Annotated in this window: 17 protein-coding genes and 1 pseudogene; 8 read left to right on the top strand and 10 right to left on the bottom strand. The window is 43.3% G+C overall.

Annotated elements, in window-relative coordinates:
- Positions 1-19: 19 nt before the first annotated feature.
- A complete protein-coding gene (locus DOZ58_RS15335; RefSeq protein ID WP_111889099.1) occupies positions 20-889 on the bottom strand; it encodes a PhzF family phenazine biosynthesis protein in 870 nt (289 codons plus the stop codon).
- Positions 890-946: 57 nt separating this feature from the next.
- Positions 947-1,900: pseudogene (locus DOZ58_RS19000) on the bottom strand (sugar-binding transcriptional regulator).
- Between the two features lie 213 nt (positions 1,901-2,113).
- Between DOZ58_RS19000 and DOZ58_RS15320 the strand changes: the two are divergent.
- The 5 genes from DOZ58_RS15320 to DOZ58_RS15300 are packed head-to-tail and all read left to right on the top strand — an operon-like array spanning position 2,114 to position 7,603.
- Entirely contained in the window at positions 2,114-2,947 is an 834-nt protein-coding gene (locus tag DOZ58_RS15320) for a phosphotransferase (RefSeq protein WP_111889096.1), read from the top strand.
- Positions 2,940-4,181, top strand: coding sequence for a class II aldolase/adducin family protein (locus DOZ58_RS15315; RefSeq protein ID WP_111889095.1), 1,242 nt, complete (start codon positions 2,940-2,942; stop codon positions 4,179-4,181). Before DOZ58_RS15320 ends, DOZ58_RS15315 begins: the two co-directional genes overlap by 8 nt.
- A gap of 20 nt (positions 4,182-4,201) precedes the next feature.
- Positions 4,202-5,998: an FAD-dependent oxidoreductase gene (locus DOZ58_RS15310; RefSeq protein ID WP_204355423.1), complete on the top strand. Its 1,797-nt coding sequence runs from the start codon at positions 4,202-4,204 to the stop codon at positions 5,996-5,998.
- Positions 5,995-7,242, top strand: coding sequence for an NAD(P)/FAD-dependent oxidoreductase (locus tag DOZ58_RS15305; RefSeq protein WP_111889093.1), 1,248 nt, complete (start codon positions 5,995-5,997; stop codon positions 7,240-7,242). The genes DOZ58_RS15310 and DOZ58_RS15305 overlap by 4 nt, the downstream gene beginning before the upstream one ends.
- A gap of 1 nt (position 7,243) precedes the next feature.
- Positions 7,244-7,603, top strand: a complete 360-nt coding sequence (locus DOZ58_RS15300; RefSeq protein WP_111889092.1) for a DUF1667 domain-containing protein — start codon at positions 7,244-7,246, stop codon at positions 7,601-7,603.
- Between the two features lie 9 nt (positions 7,604-7,612).
- Here DOZ58_RS15300 and DOZ58_RS15295 read toward each other — a convergent pair whose 3' ends face one another.
- The 7 genes from DOZ58_RS15295 to DOZ58_RS15265 form a co-directional block, all read right to left on the bottom strand.
- The gene (locus DOZ58_RS15295; protein ID WP_111889796.1) at positions 7,613-8,776 is read right to left on the bottom strand and encodes an aldo/keto reductase; all 1,164 of its coding nucleotides are present in this window, start codon (positions 8,774-8,776) and stop codon (positions 7,613-7,615) included.
- A gap of 185 nt (positions 8,777-8,961) precedes the next feature.
- Positions 8,962-9,522 carry a TetR/AcrR family transcriptional regulator gene (locus DOZ58_RS15290; RefSeq protein WP_111889091.1) on the bottom strand — a complete coding sequence of 187 codons (561 nt, stop codon included), beginning with the start codon at positions 9,520-9,522 and terminating at the stop codon, positions 8,962-8,964.
- A 134-nt stretch (positions 9,523-9,656) separates the two neighbouring features.
- Positions 9,657-12,242 carry a LuxR C-terminal-related transcriptional regulator gene (locus DOZ58_RS15285; RefSeq protein ID WP_111889090.1) on the bottom strand — a complete coding sequence of 862 codons (2,586 nt, stop codon included), beginning with the start codon at positions 12,240-12,242 and terminating at the stop codon, positions 9,657-9,659.
- A 253-nt stretch (positions 12,243-12,495) separates the two neighbouring features.
- Entirely contained in the window at positions 12,496-13,485 is a 990-nt protein-coding gene (locus tag DOZ58_RS15280) for an ABC transporter permease (RefSeq protein WP_111889089.1), read from the bottom strand.
- Positions 13,479-14,234: an ABC transporter permease gene (locus DOZ58_RS15275; RefSeq protein ID WP_111889088.1), complete on the bottom strand. Its 756-nt coding sequence runs from the start codon at positions 14,232-14,234 to the stop codon at positions 13,479-13,481. The genes DOZ58_RS15280 and DOZ58_RS15275 overlap by 7 nt, the downstream gene beginning before the upstream one ends.
- A gap of 12 nt (positions 14,235-14,246) precedes the next feature.
- Entirely contained in the window at positions 14,247-15,185 is a 939-nt protein-coding gene (locus tag DOZ58_RS15270) for an ABC transporter ATP-binding protein (protein WP_111889087.1), read from the bottom strand.
- A gap of 561 nt (positions 15,186-15,746) precedes the next feature.
- Positions 15,747-16,873 (bottom strand): IS3 family transposase gene (locus DOZ58_RS15265; protein ID WP_111886419.1). Its coding sequence is split into 2 segments (ribosomal slippage): positions 15,747-16,624 and positions 16,624-16,873, totalling 1,128 coding nucleotides; the frame shifts between segments, so codons are not numbered across the junction.
- Between the two features lie 115 nt (positions 16,874-16,988).
- Between DOZ58_RS15265 and DOZ58_RS15260 the strand changes: the two genes are divergently transcribed.
- Complete coding sequence (locus tag DOZ58_RS15260; protein ID WP_111889086.1) at positions 16,989-17,420, top strand: pyridoxamine 5'-phosphate oxidase family protein; 432 nt, start codon at positions 16,989-16,991, stop codon at positions 17,418-17,420.
- On the opposite strand, the gene DOZ58_RS15255 is transcribed toward DOZ58_RS15260, so the two are convergent.
- A complete protein-coding gene (locus tag DOZ58_RS15255) occupies positions 17,415-17,744 on the bottom strand; it encodes a hypothetical protein (protein ID WP_111889085.1) in 330 nt (109 codons plus the stop codon). The two genes, DOZ58_RS15260 and DOZ58_RS15255, sit on opposite strands and share 6 nt — an antisense overlap.
- 232 nt (positions 17,745-17,976) lie before the next feature.
- On the opposite strand from DOZ58_RS15255, the gene DOZ58_RS15250 reads away from it, so the two are divergent.
- Both DOZ58_RS15250 and DOZ58_RS15245 read left to right on the top strand, forming a co-directional pair.
- Positions 17,977-18,312 (top strand): PadR family transcriptional regulator, encoded by a 336-nt coding sequence (locus DOZ58_RS15250; RefSeq protein ID WP_111889084.1) that lies wholly within the window; start codon positions 17,977-17,979, stop codon positions 18,310-18,312.
- Entirely contained in the window at positions 18,305-18,976 is a 672-nt protein-coding gene (locus tag DOZ58_RS15245) for a hypothetical protein (RefSeq protein WP_111889083.1), read from the top strand. Before DOZ58_RS15250 ends, DOZ58_RS15245 begins: the two co-directional genes overlap by 8 nt.
- Positions 18,977-19,015 lie beyond the last annotated feature (39 nt).

Raw genomic sequence — 19,015 nt, 5'->3', positions numbered from 1 at the left:
GATACCCTTAGTTATGTTTTTATATCTCAACTTCTGATAAAGTTAAATTTTTTGCACTCCCGCCCACCTTAACTTCGAGAATTTCCTTATTCTTAACGGTTAACGAGACCAGTATTTCAGATGGTTTTTTCATCGAATATCCTTGCTCAAACACAATGTTCGATGCCTGCTCGTTGTTTATTTTTCCATAATGATACAGGTAGCACCCAAGTGCACCATTTGAGGTTCCGGTTGCTGATTCTTCTGGAATATCATAAAGCGGAGCAAAGTTTCTGCAACTTGCGTAAGCGCCATGTAAGGATTCCAAGGTAAAAACATGATACCCAACGGCATTGTATTTTTGGCTAATTGCCTTAATTTTCCCCATATCCGGTTTTATTTCGTTTAAAATCTTAAGACTTTTTATGGGGACCATAATATCCCGAAGTCCTGTTGATACGACTTGGGCTGACAAATCTTCTGGCATTTGTGAAGCTTTGATATTCAATGAATCGGCAATTTCATCTTTATCGATGATCTCCGAAAACACGGGAATCGGTTGACTCATCATAACAGTTTTATCTTCTTTAATTTCGATGCCCAGGATTCCGGCTTTAGTCTCCTGTTTATACCTGCCTGGTTTTAACAATCCCAGACTCGCCATTGTATAGAAGGTGGCAATCGTTGCGTGACCGCATAAGTCAACCTCGTCACTTGGTGTAAAGAATCTCACTTTAAAATCTGCTACGTCTGATCCCAATATAAAAGCGGTTTCGCTAAATCCCAGAATTGCAGCAATTTTTCTCATTTCCTTCTCCGATAATGTATCGGCATTTTTCACAACACCGGCTGCATTGCCACCTTCTCTTGTTTTAGCAAAGGCGTTTATTTTATAGACGGCTACTTTCATAATCAATTCTCCTTAGTTATTTTAAATACATTATGTGACTACACCACCATCTCAGTCTTAATGTAATTTCTGAATGAGTGCTTTGGCCGTCGCTTCATCCGTGATCAAAACCTTGATATAATGCTGTCTGGCGGCACTGATAATCGGATCTAGCTTCTCTTTGCCATGGGCAATGCAGATGACATTCTTGGTTTGTTCCAGTACTGATAAATCCATACTTGTCATAAAATAATCTTCCGGTAATTGGAGTGATTCATGGTTTTCGTACATGACATGTCCCAAAAGATTGGCATGGGATCTGAATAAGGCCTGAGTAATGTCAAATTTTTTTCGAAACAATGAAAATTCGTCAAAATACGGATAATTGATATTCATCGGGCCCGCAATTGATAAAACAACCGTATCCAGTTTTTCATAAGCTTGTTTCAGTTCGTCAAAGCGTTTCAAATCGTATGATGACATCATACTTCGCTTTTGACAAATGGTAAAGGTGTTGTAATGACAGCTGCCACCAAAATGCCTGGCGAAATTATCCAAAATGACACTGGGCTGCAAATAGGGGTTATTGGTGCCGGATGATCCCACCACCGAGAAAAACTTAAGCGGTTAATCCACCCGTTTTTTGGTAAGTTGAGCCGCCACATGGTACAGCGTTTTACCTAAGCCAATGCCGATATTTTTACACTCCGGCAGGATCTCTTCGAGTTGGCGAGCTGCAAAAAAGTATAACGCCTCAGATTGATCTGGCTGTTTCGATAACGAAGGTGCTACAAAAACATCCTTTAGCCCCAACATTTCGCGGATCTGACTGCCTAATCCATCAGCCGTACAGCTTTCCGGGGTGCTGACGCGAATTTTAACGTATCCCAGTTCCCGTGCCAATTTAAGGATACGTGAAATTTGAGAACGGTGAATATTTTCTTTTTGGGCTATTTCCTGTTGACTTAAGCCATCAAGATAATAGTATTTTGCGATACGCAAAATCAGCAACTGATCATCGTTAAGTTTCATTTATTTCCTCTTACTCTTATTCGCTAGGTATTGCGTTGTTCCCATAATATAACCGCACCTGTGATTTGTCAAGTATTCACATTTGTGCTTCTTGTTCCACCTTCATTGACATTTCCTATTCTAGAAAGATATAATGAAAACTAATAAAACACCTCCGCATTCACATTTGTGATATTTAAGGTGTTTTATAATCCATTAAAGGAGAGCGAAGCTATGCGTGTTGTCAACTATCCCCCAGAGCGACTTGATTCCCCGCTGTTCACTAGTCGATCCTCAGAGATCTATGCCTGGGAAGGCTCACAGTTATTGAAACTTTTTAACGCCGAAGTCGATCCATTCCTCATTGAAAACGAAAAAATTAATACCATCGAAGCCTATGAAAAAGGTGTCACCAAGGTAAAATGCTATGGGTTGATTCAAATAAAAAACCGAACTGGGATGATCATTGAAAGTGTTAGTGGCAAACCCTTAATCAGCCTCGCGGGATCCTATCCCACAACTGCTTTTGGAGTCCCCAAACTGATGGTAGAATTGCAAACTCAGTTGCACAATACCCAAACCAATATTATCCGTAGTTATAATGAAATGGTTATCACTACCCTCGATTCCCAACCCCTTTCTTTCTTAACCAAAACGGAAAAAGACAACATTTTAGTAAAACTTGCGAAACTCCCTGATGGAAATTCCATCTTGCATCTTGATTATCATCCGGACAATATCATGTCAGATCGTCAGTCTGCTACGATCATCGACTGGATGACGGCTGCTCGTGGCGTCCCGGCGGCAGATGTAGCGGCTACCCTCTATCTCTTAAACGAAGGTGAAATGATTCCTGGTCTTAATAAGGCGGTAGCAATGGCTCTGGAAACCGTTCGAAAATTTCTTTGTAAACGATATCTAAAAGAATATCAAAAAACAACCGGAATGACTGACTCAGAAATTGCACCCTGGCGGTTACCGTTTTTAATTGTGCGACTTGGGGTTTGGAACATTGACAGCGAGGTGCTGATCCTTCAAGAGAAAATAAGAGCGGCCCTCAATGAGTAACGAAAAGAACGCCCGAAAGGTTCTTCATTCCTGTATCAGCCAATTAAAATCAGCAAACATTGAACTGGGCAATGCCTTTCTGGCTCTGCGAATTTCTGATGATGCCTTTCTTGCGACGGTACCCGCTGTTTATTCAAATGATTGTGATGATCACCATTTTAGATTAATCAATCAGGATGAATTGATCACCCATAATCAACTGGCTTATTCAATTTTTCTTGCCGACCGCAAAATAAACGCCATTATTCTAACCCATTCACGGTTTTGTTCACTAGCGGCTAAAATGGGGCAGGATATTCCTGCTGCACTTGATGATATGGCTCAAATTATTGGCCTGACGATGAAAACTTGTGCCTTAGATGAATTAAAAAAAATAAACCGTATTTTAAAGAAAAATCGCTGTTGTCTGATAAAAAGCAATGATCCCGACGAGCAGGGTGCTATCGCCGTGGGGAAAAATCTTAATGAAGCCTTGATCGTCACCTTATTGATGGAAAAAGCGGCTCAGGTTCATTTGCAGGCCATTATGTTAGGTGGTGCCAAAACATTAAAACCGCTTGAGGCACAGATCATGCACCTGGGCTATGAGCTCTCCTATTCAAAAATTTCGGGATCGCTTTCCCATCAGACGCCTTCTGATCTTTCGCGGAGCCTATCAAATCATGAGCTGACCCTCAGGAATCAACTGGTTGATCTGGGGCAGTTGCTTTCCCGGGAAAATCTGGTTCAGGGGACCTGGGGTAATATCTCCATTCGACTGGATCAACAGTACATGCTGTGCACGCCATCCGGAATGGACTATTTAACGCTCACACCTTATGACATGGTACGGGTTGAAATGAACACCTTAAAATACGAAGGAAAGATCAAACCGACCGGTGAAAAGGCCCTTCATGCAGCCCTTTATGCAGGCCATCCGGATGTCCACTGCGTCATCCATACCCACCCCGTTTATTGCAGCGTTTTTGCCGCCGCCCATCAAAAAATAGTGCCCCCAAACCCGGAACTGGCCAAATGCCTGGGCGGCGATGTGGAACTAGCCGAATATGCCTTCCCCACTTCCAAACAACTGTCGGTAAATGTTGTCAAGGCGATCAAAGACAACCGCGCCTGTGTGATGGAAAATCATGGCATGGTGGTTTGCGGTGCCACCCCTGACGAAGCCCATGCACGGTGCCGGGCCGCCGAAAAAAGTGCCCGGTTAATTCTGGAAGCGCTCTACCAAAGCAGATGATCGCTACCACAAAACCAACCATGTTAAGCAAAGGAGTTGTAAAAATGCGCCATTTTAATAAAATCTGCAAGCAGATTAGAGCTCTCTCCCCCCGGATCACAGTTTCGGAAGAACGGGGCTGTATTGTGCTAAGAGGGGTCGTTGATGACTGGAACACTGTCGTCAAGGCTGGTCAGCTGGCCGTTGATAAAAAAAACTATTTGGGTGTTATCAATGACATCCGTCTAAAGGGATTCAAACAAAATAAAACGCTTCCCACAGTTCAGGATCAAAGTTTAAATGGCGAAAAGCCGGATGTGCTGATCATTGGTGGCGGAATCGTGGGCTGCGCCATCGCCCGGGAACTATCCCGCTACCAGCTGGATATATTACTGGTAGAGAGAAAAGCCGATGTCGCCCTCGGTGCCACCGGAGCCAACGGCGGCGTTGTTCATGTAGGTGTCAATTTTTCTAAAAAATCTCAGAAGCACCGCTATAATCTCCGCGGAAACCAGATCTATCCAGCGCTTTCCAAGCAACTGTCGGTGCCCTTTGAGCAAAAGGGTCAGGTCATGCTTTGCGTGAAAAACTGGGAACGTATATTAGTCTGGATTCTTAAATTAAAAGCAAGGGCCATGGGGATTTCCGGGGTGACCTATTTAAAACGGGATGCCCTCCGGCAGCATGAACCCCACCTGCCGGACTTTGTGATCGGCGGAATGTACATGCCCACTGGCGGTATTACCAGTCCTTATGAAATGACCATTGCTCTGGCTGAAAATGCCGTTGCCAACAAAGCCCGAATCAGCCTGAATACCCAGGTTACCAGTATGGAAACAAGCAATCGTCAGATTATCCATGTGGATACCAACAAGGGCCGCCTTTATCCGCAGATCGTTATCAATGCGGCTGGCGTCTATGCCGATGAAATTGCTGAGATGGGCGGTGACCGTACCTTTACCATCCATCCCCGCCGTGGAACCGATATCATTACCGACAAAAAATCCGGCTATATGGTTCGGTCCAGCATGGGCATCTCCCCGTTTGCGATCCTGCCGCACCAGCTCTCTGCCTTACCCAAAAATCCCATTAAGCGGATGATTAACGGGTTTACCGGCAAAAGCCATACCAAAGGGGTTGGACTGATTCACTCGATCCATGGCAACATGTTAATTGGCCCCAATGCCATTGAAACCCCCGACCGGGAAGATACCGCAACCCATGGTGACGAGGTTAACAGCATTCTGGAGATGCAAAAGCAAATTGCCACGGAGCTTAAATCCAGTGATGTGATCGCCTACTTTACCGGAGTTCGGGCGGCCACCTATGAAGAAGACTTTGTCGTGCGCAAAGGCCTCTTTACCGACAACATCATTCATGCCGGCGGGATTCAATCCCCCGGTGTCACCGCGGCCCCTGCCATCGCTGAGGAGATTGCCGGTTGGTGTATCCAGATGCTTGGTCAGTCGATGAAGGTGGTGGTGAATCCGGATTTTAATCCGCTTCGGATTGCTCCTCCACGGCTTAATACCCTGGAGGATTCAAAGCGAAATGGCTTAATTCGTGAAAACCCCGACTATGGGATGATCGTATGTCGCTGCGAAGAGATCAGCAAAGGTGAAATCATCGATGCCCTTAACAGCAGTCTGACCGTACCAACGCTGGACGGCATCAAACGACGGTTGCGCCCTGGGATGGGGCGTTGCCAGGGTGGCTTCTGTGGCCCCCTGGTCACTCGCATCATTGCCGATCATTTTAATATCCCGCTATCCGCCGTAAAAAAAAGCGGTGAAAATTCTGTGATCCTCTATCATCAAACGAAAAGAGCACCCCAATGAAACAGACTGATGTGATCGTCATCGGCGGCGGCCCAGCCGGTCTTTCCGCCGCTTTAGCCGCCCATCGAGCCGGTGCCCAAACCCTACTGATTGAACGTGAACCCCGTCTGGGTGGGATTCTTAAACAATGCATTCATGATGGCTTCGGTCTGGTTCGCTTTTCTGAAGCATTAACCGGCCCGGAATATGCCGACCGCGATATAAACGCCTTTAAGCAAACCGGGATTGAAGCTTTGACCACTACCTTTGTCAGCCGCATTAAAAAAACAGCTGATGGCTTTACGCTAACGGCGGTCAATGAAACCGGCGTGATCACCATCGCGGCCCGATCTCTGGTGCTTGCTACCGGCTGCCGGGAACGCACCGCCCGGCAGGTCTTCATTCATGGCACCCGCCCGGCCGGGATATTCACGGCCGGAACGGCCCAGCATTACATTAATCTTTTAGGCCAGATGCCGACCAAAAAATGTGTAATCCTGGGCAGCGGCGATATCGGCTTAATTATGGCCCGTCGTTTGACCCTGGAAGGCGCCACCGTATTAGGGGTTTACGAAGCCAAACCGACGCCTTCGGGACTAACCCGAAACATTTATCAGTGCCTCCATGATTTTGATATTCCCCTGCATCTTTCTAAAACGGTTACCCGGGTTTATGGCGAAGAACGGTTGACCGCTGTTGAAGTCTGTGCCGTCGACGAAAACATGCAACCGATCAGCGGCACCAGTGAAATAATTGCGTGCGATGGTCTGATTCTTTCTGTTGGTCTGATTCCCGAAAATGAATTGGCTGAAAGCCTGGGAGTTGCACTGGATCCTCGCACCAAGGGGCCTATTTGCAATACTGCACTGATGACCTCAGTTGATGGTGTCTTTTCTTGCGGCAATGCTCTTCATGTCAACGATCTGGTCGACTTTGTCTCCGAAAGCGGTGACCTGGCCGGAACATTCGCGGCCAACTATCGCCCCAAACCGCGTTCTGAAATCGCCTTAAAGACAGATGCCAATTTTGCTTACCTGGTGCCGCAACGACTGAATCTAGACGATGATCTAAAAACCATTGTCTATTTCCGAAGTCAGCGGGTTTTACATCACTGTGCTGTTATTGTAAGAGTCAATGAACAAGAAGTCTTTAGAAAAAGCTACTCCCATTTGCGTCCGCCGGAAATGGAACGTCTGGAAGTCGACTTTTCCAAGCTCAACCTTACTTCAAACACAATCCTATCTTTTGAAATGGAGGTAAGCTGACATGAAAGAGTTGATCTGTTTTCTTTGCCCCAATGGCTGTACCTTGTCAGTCACCCAGGAGCAATCTGAATTTAGTGTCACTGGTCAAAAATGCAAACGGGGCCAGGAATTTGCCATTAACGAAGCGACCAACCCCACCCGAACCTTATGCACAACGGTGAAGACAAACTTTGCCGAAATGCCGGTGCTACCGGTGCGAAGTGCCCGAGCTATTCCCAAAAACCATATTTTTAGTGTTATGGCGGCCATTAATCAAGTGGTGGTAACAGAAGTTCTTTGTTGTGGCGCACCCGTGATTACCAATGTTTTAGACCTGGGGATTGATATCATCGCAACCGCCTCCATGGAAGCTACTCGGTAAGGCGGTGGTCTAAAGTCGCATAAAGCGCTTAATCAAAAATCGGGTTGGCTTATAATAAAAACCTTCCATCGCTTTGGTGACGGTCGTTAATTCGTCTCTGATTTTTATATTCTGGGGGCAATGACTCTCGCATTTGCCACATTTCGTACAGCGGGAAGCATTACTCGTCTGGCTTTTTACACTGGTTTGCATAATATATTTGCTAAGTGCCGCTGTTTTGCCTTCAATCTCACGGTCATTATAGGTTGAAAAACAGGTCGGGATGTCAACCCCCATAGGACATGGCATACAATAATTGCAGCCGGTACAGGAGATTTTAATCTTTTGATTTAAGATGTCAGTAACCTGGTTAAACAAATCAAAGTCGGCCTCGGTAAAGGCGTTCGCTTCTGCCTGAGAAGCCACGTTGATATTTTCTTCAACCATTGCCTGAGAATTCATTCCCGATAAAACCACCGTGACTTCCGGGTGATTCCAGATCCAGCGAAAGGCCCACTCCGCCGGTGATCGCTTCACATCAGCCTTGTCCCAAACCTTATAAACCTCCTTGGGCAGATTAGTGACCAGTTTCCCGCCTCTTAAAGGTTCCATAATCATCACCGGCAGCCCTTTGGCCGCCGCATATTTAAGCCCTTCTTTGCCTGCTTGCCTGTTTTCGTCAAGGAAGTTAAACTGGATCATGCAGAATTCCCAGTCGTAGATATCGATCAGCTTTTTGAATTCGTCCCGGCCGCCGTGGTATGAAAAGCCAATATTAATAATCTGACCCGCCTGTTTCTTTTCCTCAATCCATTTAAGGATGCCCAGATTAACCAGTCGTGTCCAGATATTAACATCCGTCAGCATATGCAAAAAATAATAATCGATATGATTGGTTTGCAAGCGCTCCAGTTCGGTCTCAAAAAGCTTATCCAAATCTTCATATTTTTTTACTAAGTATGGGGGCATTTTGGTTGCAATCTTCACCCGATCACGATAGCCCTTTGCCAGCACCCGTCCCAATATTGCTTCGCTTTTGGGATAAATATAAGCGGTATCAAAATAATTGACCCCGTGCTCAATGGCATAAATAATCTGCCTTTCCACTTCTTGTTCATCTTTGGCAAAGCGCATACAGCCAAATCCCAGGGCTGAAAGCTTGTCGCCATTTTTAGGGTTGATCCGATATTTCATTTTCGTAGCTCCTTCATTCATTTTATTTATAATTGAATAATTTATAATCGTACTATTTGTGATCATTTTATTGTGTTCGTCACCAATCATTTCTCTCTTAATCTCAGTGATTTTTGTTTGATTCACTCTTTAAAAAGCCAAAACAGCCAGTAAAATGACTGATTAGTCATTCATTTTTAAAAAAATTACTTTTTAATACTGTCCCACAAAAAATTAAACGAGGCTTCTAAAAACTCGTCTTCGGCCACCAAATTGGGATTATTAATAAAATAATAGCTGTTCGCATTGAGAATCCCCATCAGCAGATTGCTCATGTATTCCAGATTGACATTTTTAATAATTTCCTGCTCAATCCCTTCAGAAACCAACGCTATAATGTTATTGAACTTACTTAATCCTTCTTTTCGGGTAGTTTCGCCGATGCAAGAAGCATTGCAGAACTGCTGAAAAAACAGGAACTCATTGGTATGATCAAGGCTCCAACCGATGTAATTTATATAAATCCGTTTAAGCTTGCTTCGATAGGTGGTCTCCTGATCAAGCCCATAGGATAAGCGTCGGTTCAAGGATTCTTTGCAGGTTAAATAAAGAAAATTAATCAGTTCTTCCTTGCTTTTAAAATAATTAAACAATGTTCCCGTGGCGACTCCTGCCTCTTTGGTAATTCGTGCCGTGGGGGTATTATCGAAGCCATATTGGTTGAAAAGTTTTAATGCGGCTTTTAATATTCTTTCCCGTTTATCCATTTTTGCCTCCTGAGCTTGCTGATGCGATTATACAATAAAATGACTAACTAGTCAATGGGTGTTTTTAATTTCTGATATTTGGGCTTTATTGATATCTGCTTTCTAAAACTACGAATTTTTATCAATTCGCAGTTTTAAATCGCTTTTGATTTATTCACTGCCGCCACCCGGTTATTGACCTCCAGCTTGCCGTAAATATTATTGATATGAGTTTTAACAGTGGCCAGCGATACACACAGTTTTTCTGCAATCTGTAAATTGGTACAACCCTCTGCCAGTTCCGCCAGCACTTCTTTTTCCCGCTGAGTCAATGCGTCGATCTGCTTTTTTGCTGGGCCTTTCGTTTTTTCTGAAAGGCCGCACTTGGGATCAGCTGTCAGCACCCTGACGATAAAACTATAAGCTTCTTTAGAGAACTCATTCTTAAATACTGTCTGCCCTTCCTTAAAAACAGCCATCACCGATTGGTATTCAAACCAGAAAGGATTAGCGATGCAGTTTTCGGTGGCATAGGAGACCGCCTCAATAAAGAGATTCTGGATAACCCGCTGATCGCCATTGGTCGTAACCAGTAGTCGCAGTTTTAGTAAATCTCCCTCCACAATTTTTAGCTTATTCTGCATTTTTCGGGCTTTAGCGATCAGGTTTTCAACCAACCAAAACGCCTGTTCCCGCTTCCCCTGTTCAAACAAAATACTGATATAAAGCAGCTCACAGTCCATGTTCTCCACGAAATCCTTGGAGTTTTCATAGATTTCGACAAACTTTCGGGCCAGTTCCGGATGCTGCCCCCGATAGATGGGATAGCGCAATAAGCGGGCTGAAAAATAACTGTTTTCAAAGGCTTCCTGACCAATGACTGCCAGTAGCAACTTTTCGGTCTTATTATCTTCTCCAATGATATAATAATATTCGGCCAGCGTATACTGATAGGCTCGGAGGATGTTGGTCGGCAGATTAGCCATCATTTTTCGGGTGTTTTCCAGCATTTCAAAGGCCTGTTCCAGAGCCAACTGACGGATATAAACCCCGGCAATGCCAATATAGTAAGAACAGCACAAGGATTTTACCTGGCCGATCATTTTTTCAACTTCCCGATAAAGCTCCTGACAACGATTAAACTCTCCCAGGTCTTCATAGATCTGTGCCTTTTCCGTACGCACAAAAAAACCGATATAGATGTTGCCGGTTTTCTGATAAACTTCTTCGGCCACCTCCAGGTAGACAATGGCCTCGTGAAACTGGGAATTGGCATACAGAAAATAAGCTTCTTTAATCAGCAGAAAAGCAATCGTAATCGGATTAAGCGGCAGCTTCCTGATCTCTTCCAGGGACAAAATTTCAGCGGCCCGGAAATCCCACTCACTGCTGTAAAAGAGATTGGATCGCCGGAAGGCCGCAAAAGACTTCTCGGTTTTCAGATTTGTTTTAATAAAAGTGTAAATCTCTTTGCAGGCTTCTTCGTCCACACTGGCATAATAATAGAAAAAATACTGATAGGCAAAATCCGGATTTTTGCCAATTTCCGCCATCGGCACCTTCATCAGATAAGAGAAAGTCAAGGCGGTCTGCGGCATTTTGAGAATCAAAGCCATGATCTTTTCATAGGCTTTGATTTCAAACAGATGATGGAGGCATTCTTCATGATCCCCGAGATTTTCATAAATAGTTGCGGCCAATTGATGGAGTTCGTACTTAGTGGCCTCCGCCTGTTTTTCAAACAAGCTTTTCAGGTATTCCGCCAGAATGGCGTGATAACGATAGATCCCGGCAACTTCGTCAATATTGATAACAAAAAGATTTTTCCCCAGGATGGCTTCCATCATCGGGATAAATGAGGTTTGCGGCAGGTACAGTTTGCAGATGTTGCCATTGAAATAGCGGAGTATCGCGGTTTTGACAAGAAATTGTTGTTGATCTTCAGACAAATAACCAAAAATCTCTTTGGTTATATATTCATTTAAAACCCGATCCGACAGTTTCATACTCCCGATGGTGGGAAAGCTTCCATATTTTTCAGAAATGGCCAGCAATTGCAGGCCGCCGATCCACCCTTCGGAGAGTTGAATCATTGCAGAAATCGTATCTTCATCTTTTTTAAGTTGTAAGGTCTCCACCAGAAAGTCTCGACTTTCTTTTTCAGTGAGACGGATATCGTCCTCTTCGATCAACAACAGCTTGTTCTCAATCGCCAGTTGGCCCAGATAAAGGGGTGGCATTTCTCGGGTCAGCAACACCAGATGCAGCTGATCCGGCATATTTTCAATGAAATAGTCAATGGTAGATACTAAAAAATGATCCGCCACGATTTGAAACTCATCCAGCACCAGCACAATTTCTTCATCGGTCTTCAAGCGACTCAGAAAATATGGGATTATCTGATAAAGCATCTCCTTTTGCATATTGCTGTCAAGGAGATTCTGGCAATCGGTTTGTTCATCCATCAAGTCGCTGAGAGCATTAATCAGATAATTCCAGAATACAAAGACCTGATTGGCATGTTCATCCAACGTGACCCACTTCAGGTTTTTAATTTCCCGTTCAATAGCAAAGCTTGACAACAGGGTGGTTTTCCCGCAGCCGGCTCCGGCTTTGACAATGGCCACCTGGTAATCGGACAACTGTTCGAGTTGCCTGAACAACTGAACTCTGATCAGATAATTCTTTCGTGGTGCCGGCATTTTATGTTTGATGGAACTAAACGGCTGGGCATAATCCAATGGGTTTCACCTCCATGGTGTCATTTGCTTGCTAGTTCAAAAGCATTTTTTCTTTCCATATAATCGCGCAATTTATCACTTGCTCTATGTTTGATTAAAGAATTTTGCAAATTGAACTGGAAATTGTGCACTGTGCGGACGAGGGTCTGACCCCTTGGTCGTTAATAATCGCCCCTACATAAATGTTAATTCAACTTATATATCATTTTACTTTTTAATAACCCCACCGTCAAGACCGCTTCAGAGCTACCGATTAACTGTAACGATAATCTTTGCGGGTGTTGACTATGGCAATGGCCAGAAAGACTCCCGATAAAACCACCACATAAACCAGTTGGTAATAGGTGCTCTGACTGAGGTCGCTTTTTTCCAGCGCATTGACAAAATTGATAAAGTCTTTTTGTGGTAGCAGGTGCAGCAATTTGTCAAACAAGGTGGCCTCTTTTGACAGCGAATAAAAAGAACCGGCCAGGATGGAAGTCAGGATGATGATGGCGGAGCCCAACATGTTGGCGGTATCGGCGACATCAAAGAAGGAATTCAGAAATAGCGCAAAGGCCGTGGAAAGCAATGCCAGAATGCCAATGAGCCCGGCATAAAGTGGCAGTGAAAAACCTATCTCGATCCCGATCAGGGCTGCTGCCCCCAAAACCAGAAAACTGGGTACGGCAATCATGAAAAAGATGAACATCCCCTGCCCGAGGATATAGTGAATAAACGGAATTGGCGACATGGCAATGCGCCTGATAAGATGCTTTTCCTTGTCCTCGGCAAAAAACCGGGCATAGAGCACTCCCTGAATGAGCAGAAACATCATCATAAAACCCAGAATATTGGTTCCGGTCTGTCGGGCCTGACTGGTGTCCGGGACAAAACCAGTCGGGTTCGCAAGCGCTGTTTCAACCATCGTTTTGAAAGCCGGATTTTTGATGGTGGTGATCGCATCGGTGCCATCTGCTGTGATCGTAATGACGGCATCATAGCGACTTTGCACCAATGCTGAAGTTGTCGGTGCCACGTCCAGAACCGTCACATTAAAATAAGGGTTCGCCATCAAGGCCGACTCGTGCTCCGATAATACCTGCTGATTGGGTACCACCAGGGCGATATTACCCTTTGTTTCGATGCGGGTTGTCAGCAGAATCGCGGCTGATATGGCCGCGATCATTAAAATCAACGAGATCACCAGATACATTTTTTCTTCCCAGAGTCGGTTACAATTGTTTTTAAATACTGCTAGCATATGCAATCCTCTTTTCTGAATGTTTTTGCACAAATAGTGAAAACGACAATGGTGGCCACAACCAGCCCCATTACCGTGGGATAGAACCAGGCATAATTGTGATCATAGATCATCGCAAAACTGGTATTGGCCAACCACTTAGCTGGTGACAGATAAGAAAGACTTCGCACCACCGCTCCGTAGCCATCCATGGGAAATAAAAGCCCTCCCAGAATGGCAAAGATATTGATAACAATACTGAGGATCTGATTTGCTGTGGCTTCGGTTTTAAAAATACAGCAAAACATCACGCCCAGACTCACCGAGAAGAGCTCCGTCAAAACCAAAAGAATTAACAATTGGGGAACGGCATCCACCTGGATCTTAAAAATCGTAAACGTCAATACCGCAACCGCAAGATGACAAAGCAAACAGAATAAAAATGATGAAAAGATCTTGGACAGGTAGATCAATCGTTCATTTCCCGGAGCGTAAATAATCCGCATGTTGGGTTTGCGGATCGTCACTTCCATAAAGGCATTGGCCGAGGTCATCCCGCTGGAAATAACCGTATAGATCATCAGGGTAATACCATAGTAATCAAAGGCGCTCACCGCCCCGCCGTAGCTGTCTTTTTGCAGGAAGCCCAACACGACAATCAGTAAAAATGGAAAAGCCAGATTGTAAAAAAGCCACATCGGATTTTTAAACAGGTTTTTGAAATCTTCCCGGCTGATTAAATAAAGGTTTCTTAAATTGATCGCAGTCATTATTTTTACCCCCTAATCTCTTAGACTTTTTCCGGTTAAACGGAGAAAGACATTTTCCAGACTGGCGGTTCGGCAGAACAGATTGCGGATTTTTGTCTTGCTGGTGATCACCAGCGCAATGATCTTATCCAGGTTTTCAATGTTCTTCAGGGTCGTAATGGTTAACGTTTGAGCCTGTTTTTCGACTTTCTTGATGCCTTCAATTTTATAGAATTCATCCACATTCAAGTCATGGTCTTCTTCAATTTCCATAATAAACTGCCGTTCATCAAAGATATCCTCTTTCAGACTTTCCTTGGTGCCTTCGGCAATGATCGTGCCACTGTCCATAATCAGAATTCGGGTGGAGATTTCTTCGACCTCTTCCATATAATGGGTAGTATAGAGAATGGTCATCCCATGCTGACTCAACTTTTTGATGGAGCTGAGGATATGATTCCGGGACTGGGGATCAATTCCTACTGTCGGCTCGTCCATGATCAACAGCTCCGGCTCATGGGCGATGGCACAGGCAATATTCAGCCGCCGTTTCATCCCGCCGGAAAAAGTTTTGGCCTTGTCTTTTCGGCTTTCCAGCAGACCCGAAAAATCCAACGCTTTAGTGATCTTTTCGTCAAGCTCACGACCTTTTAAGCCATAAAGGGATGCAAAAAAGCGAACATTCTGCTCGGCACTGAGATCCTCATAAATAGCCAGATCCTGGGGCACGACCCCCAGATTTCGCTTGAATTGGTTCAGACAACCGCTAATGTTTTTCCCCTGGTAGCACATCTCGCCACCATCATGGCCCAAAATACCGCATAGTATGTTGATGATTGTGCTTTTCCCGGCCCCATTGGGCCCCAGCAGACACAGAATCTCCCCCTTTTGGACTTCAAATGATATCTCCTTGACAACCTGCTTTTGATCATAGCTTTTTTTTAGTTTATTTACGGATACAATCGCGTTCATTTCTTTTTTTCCTTTCCTGTCATGTTCTTGTCTTTATTCTATCGGAAAACAAAAAAAAGAAAATCAACCGAAAGGTTGATTCTCAGGGTTGATTTGCGGGGGTTAGTTTCTCTTCCTCAGTGTGATCCTGAGTGACACTTTTGAAGTCGTTAATATAGCGTTTCACTTTCCCTCACCTTTAAAATAGTATGAAAAAGTTGTATTTCCGTGAGTTCAGTCAGTTTTGGCAAGAATTAATCTGTGTAGTCGACACCATTACCAAACGGATGATTAACTGCCCTCAGACTGTTAACACAAGCTTTCGGGCACCAACGTCAATCATCAGGTGTTGTTCTCCATGAGAAAGCAGCTAAAAATTGGAAACCGCCATCTCCTAGTGCACCGTGAACGAGAAAATAATAGCATTTTCGTATTAACCTTATAAATAACAGAATTCGACAGAAAAATGCGTCCGATATCTGATATAATAAGATGTAAGGTTGAGTTTCCCAAACATTTTAATCAACTAGTTGAAATTTGTTTAATCAGTTAAAAGGAAGGGTTTGGATTGTCAACACTTTTTCAGACAACTTTTTTAAGGTCTGCTGTTTTGAATTCAATCGGCGTCATATAATCAAGAGACGAATGAATTCGGATGTGATTATACCAATGAATATAATCAAACAATTCCAGTTTTAGCTGTTCCAGGGAGTCAAACGTATTCGGATACACAAATTCAGTTTTAAAAACTTTAAAGGTAGCTTCAGCAACGGCATTGTCATACGGACAACCTTTTTGACTCAATGAACGTCTGATATTAAACGTATCGATGATCCCATCAATAATATTGTTTTTAAATTCATTTCCACGATCCGTATGGAAGATTGATATCTTATCCAGTCTGTATTTGACCGTTGCAAAAGCCTGATAAACAAGCATGGCATCTTTTTGCGCGCCTGCGCTGTAACCAATAATTTCGCGATTGTATAAATCCAGAAGAATACATACATAATTCCATTTTCCGGCAACACGAACATAGGTAAGATCACTGACAACTACTTCCAGCTGCTCTCTGTCATCAAACTGGCGATTAACTTCGTTTTGGATTTTATCATTGTTTACCGGTGTTTTATGAACTTTGAATTGAGCGATTGTATAGGTCGATACCAGGCCCAGTTCTTTCATTATTCGGCCAATCCGTCGGCGTGATACAATCTGTTTTTTCTTTTCCAGTTCTTTTTTGATTTTACGCGTGCCATAATTACGCCTGCTAGCCTTGAAAATGTCGGTAATATCCTGTTTCAGTTTTTTTTCATCTTCTGATTTTCGGGTTTTAGACTCATAATAATAGGTGCTTCGTGTTATTTTTAGGACTTTACACATTGCTGATACCGAGTATCTGTCTTGATTCGCTTGGATGACTTCTACTTTCGTCCTATGATCAGCGCTGCTTGCTTTAGGATGTCGTTTTCCATTTTTAATTGTTGGACTTCTTTGCGCAATTTGATTAACTCGTTTTCTTCATCACTGCGGTTGTCTTTTTCTTTAAATGATCCGGAGTTTTGATGCTGTTTCACCCAACGATCAAAGGCTGAAGCTGACAATTCATACTCCTTAATAATTTCATGTCTGGGTTTTCCGTTTAAATATAATTGGACGACCTGATTTTTAAATTCATCTGTAAAAATTCGGCGTTCTCTTCTGGTCATATTGGTTCTCCTTCATTTTATGGATTTAGTTTATATGACCTTAGTAAATCTGTCCAGTTAAGTATAGCCTATCCAGTTACCTGTTACTTCCTTCGAGCTGAAGAAAGGCGCTAAAATGTTAGCAAAACTAAAAAGTATTCTCCACGAAAACTCTCTTTGTGTTTTATGTACTGAAGCAGATGGAAAACCCTATTGCTCATTGATGACCTATCTCCTGATGGAGGATCTTAGTGTTCTTTATCTAGTTTCCACCCGGGAATCCCGGAAGTATCAGAATCTTCTGACTAATCCCCGGGTTAGTGTCTTAGTTGATACCCGTCAGAAACTCGGCACTTCCGCTACAGAAAAGATCATCTCGATTACTTTTGAAGGATTATTCCAACCCCTGGCAAATTCTGAAGCCCAAAATATCAAGGCGAATTTAGTCAAGGATCATGGGGAACTAACAGAAATTTTCAATCATCCAGACGCTGTTGTCTTTGCTATAAAATTAAAGTCATTTTTACTTTTAGATGGACCAGTCGATTCCTACAAGGGGAGTTTATAAGACCTTTTTAGTTTTTTTACCTCGATCTTTAGTATACATTACTAAAGTAATCCCATTTAATAAAATCGTTACCACAAGTAGCACTCCGGCTACAAAATTTACAGCGCCAGCGGTATCCATTAACGCCGACCAATCCTCAATCTTAACCAAATAATGATTGTAAATCACCTGAAAATAAATCGCAATCCCACAAGCACTAAGACTCAAAATAGAGCGCATCGGCCAACTATTTTGAGTCTTATTTCTATATTTCAATAGGTTAATAATCGGCAGAACCCAAGCCACCAACCCTAATACCAGACTACCTATATTGAATAAACCCATTAATACGACACCTCCGTCTTTGATGCTACAACTTCACTATTGTCATTATACTTCATTTTCCAATGATTTTATAAATATTTTCACAGCTGAGTAGAAATTCTACTCTCCAGCCGCTATCTATCGAACATCTCATTTTCAAACTGTATTCTTTCTTGACAATTCAGCTATTATGTATTACCATGTAGATAGTAACTTGTAATGCATAATAGCATCGAAAGGGGGGGGAACCGGTATGATCCCATCGCAAATGCTTAAGGGTACCCTAGAGGGTTGCATTCTCAAAGTGATCAGTTATCAAGAAACTTATGGCTACGAGATTTCTCAAGCCCTCCAAGAATATGGCTTTCAGGACATTTCTGAAGGAACGATCTATCCCCTGTTGTTAAGATTGGAAAAGAACGGACTGGTAACAACCCAATACCGGGCATCTTCTCTGGGACCAAAGCGAAAGTATTTTCAAATTTCTTCTGAAGGAGAAATTGCCCTGACATCTTTTTTTGCAAATTGGAAAGAGCTGGAAAATGCGGTTAATCAGCTTTTTCAAAATGGAGGACAAAAACATGAATAAACGCACACACGAACTGAATCGTATTAACAATGACTTGGATAAACTGCTTGATCCCGAAAACGAACCCGCCATGACGGATATTGTCTGCTATCTGCGTGGTGCCGGTATCTCTTTATATAATCAGGAAATCATTCGACAGGATCTACTCGAAATGGTCTTATCCGCACAGGAACGAGGCGAAAATATTCAAACTGTCATCGGAACGGATTACAAAACCTTCTGCGATGAGATCATCGCCAGTTTTCCTCCAAAAAGCAACAAGGAAAAAGTGATCGATTTTTTTGACACTGTTTTCCTTAGTCTTTCCATTTTTTGTGCCATCAATATTATAATGGCAAACGAAACCCTTGTTTTGATCCACAATCTCATCGTTGGCGAACCGCTCAATTTTAACATCTCCATTACGTCTGGTTTAATCGTTTCGTTGCTGATTGCTTTAGTTGCAGCCTTCGCAATTGTAAACTTTATTATGAAAAATTCTTTCACCATCGGAAACCTTTTTCACAATAATCGGCCGACTGTTTTACTCGTTTTGGGATCTTTCCCAGTATTCCTGATAATTGCGTGGTTCGGACGAAACACCGTTTTTACTGTCAATATCTTTATTGCCTTACTCTTTTCACTCGGTCTCTATTTAGCCCATTGCGTTTTGTCCCGTCTCTGATAGTCATCACCAAAAATACTGGTAGTCCTGACATTTATG

The organism is Acetobacterium sp. KB-1 (assembly GCF_003260995.1).
GTDB lineage: Bacteria > Bacillota > Clostridia > Eubacteriales > Eubacteriaceae > Acetobacterium > Acetobacterium carbinolicum.
The sequence above is the reverse complement of the archived record's forward strand: the minus strand, read 5'-3'. Positions and strand labels throughout refer to the sequence as shown.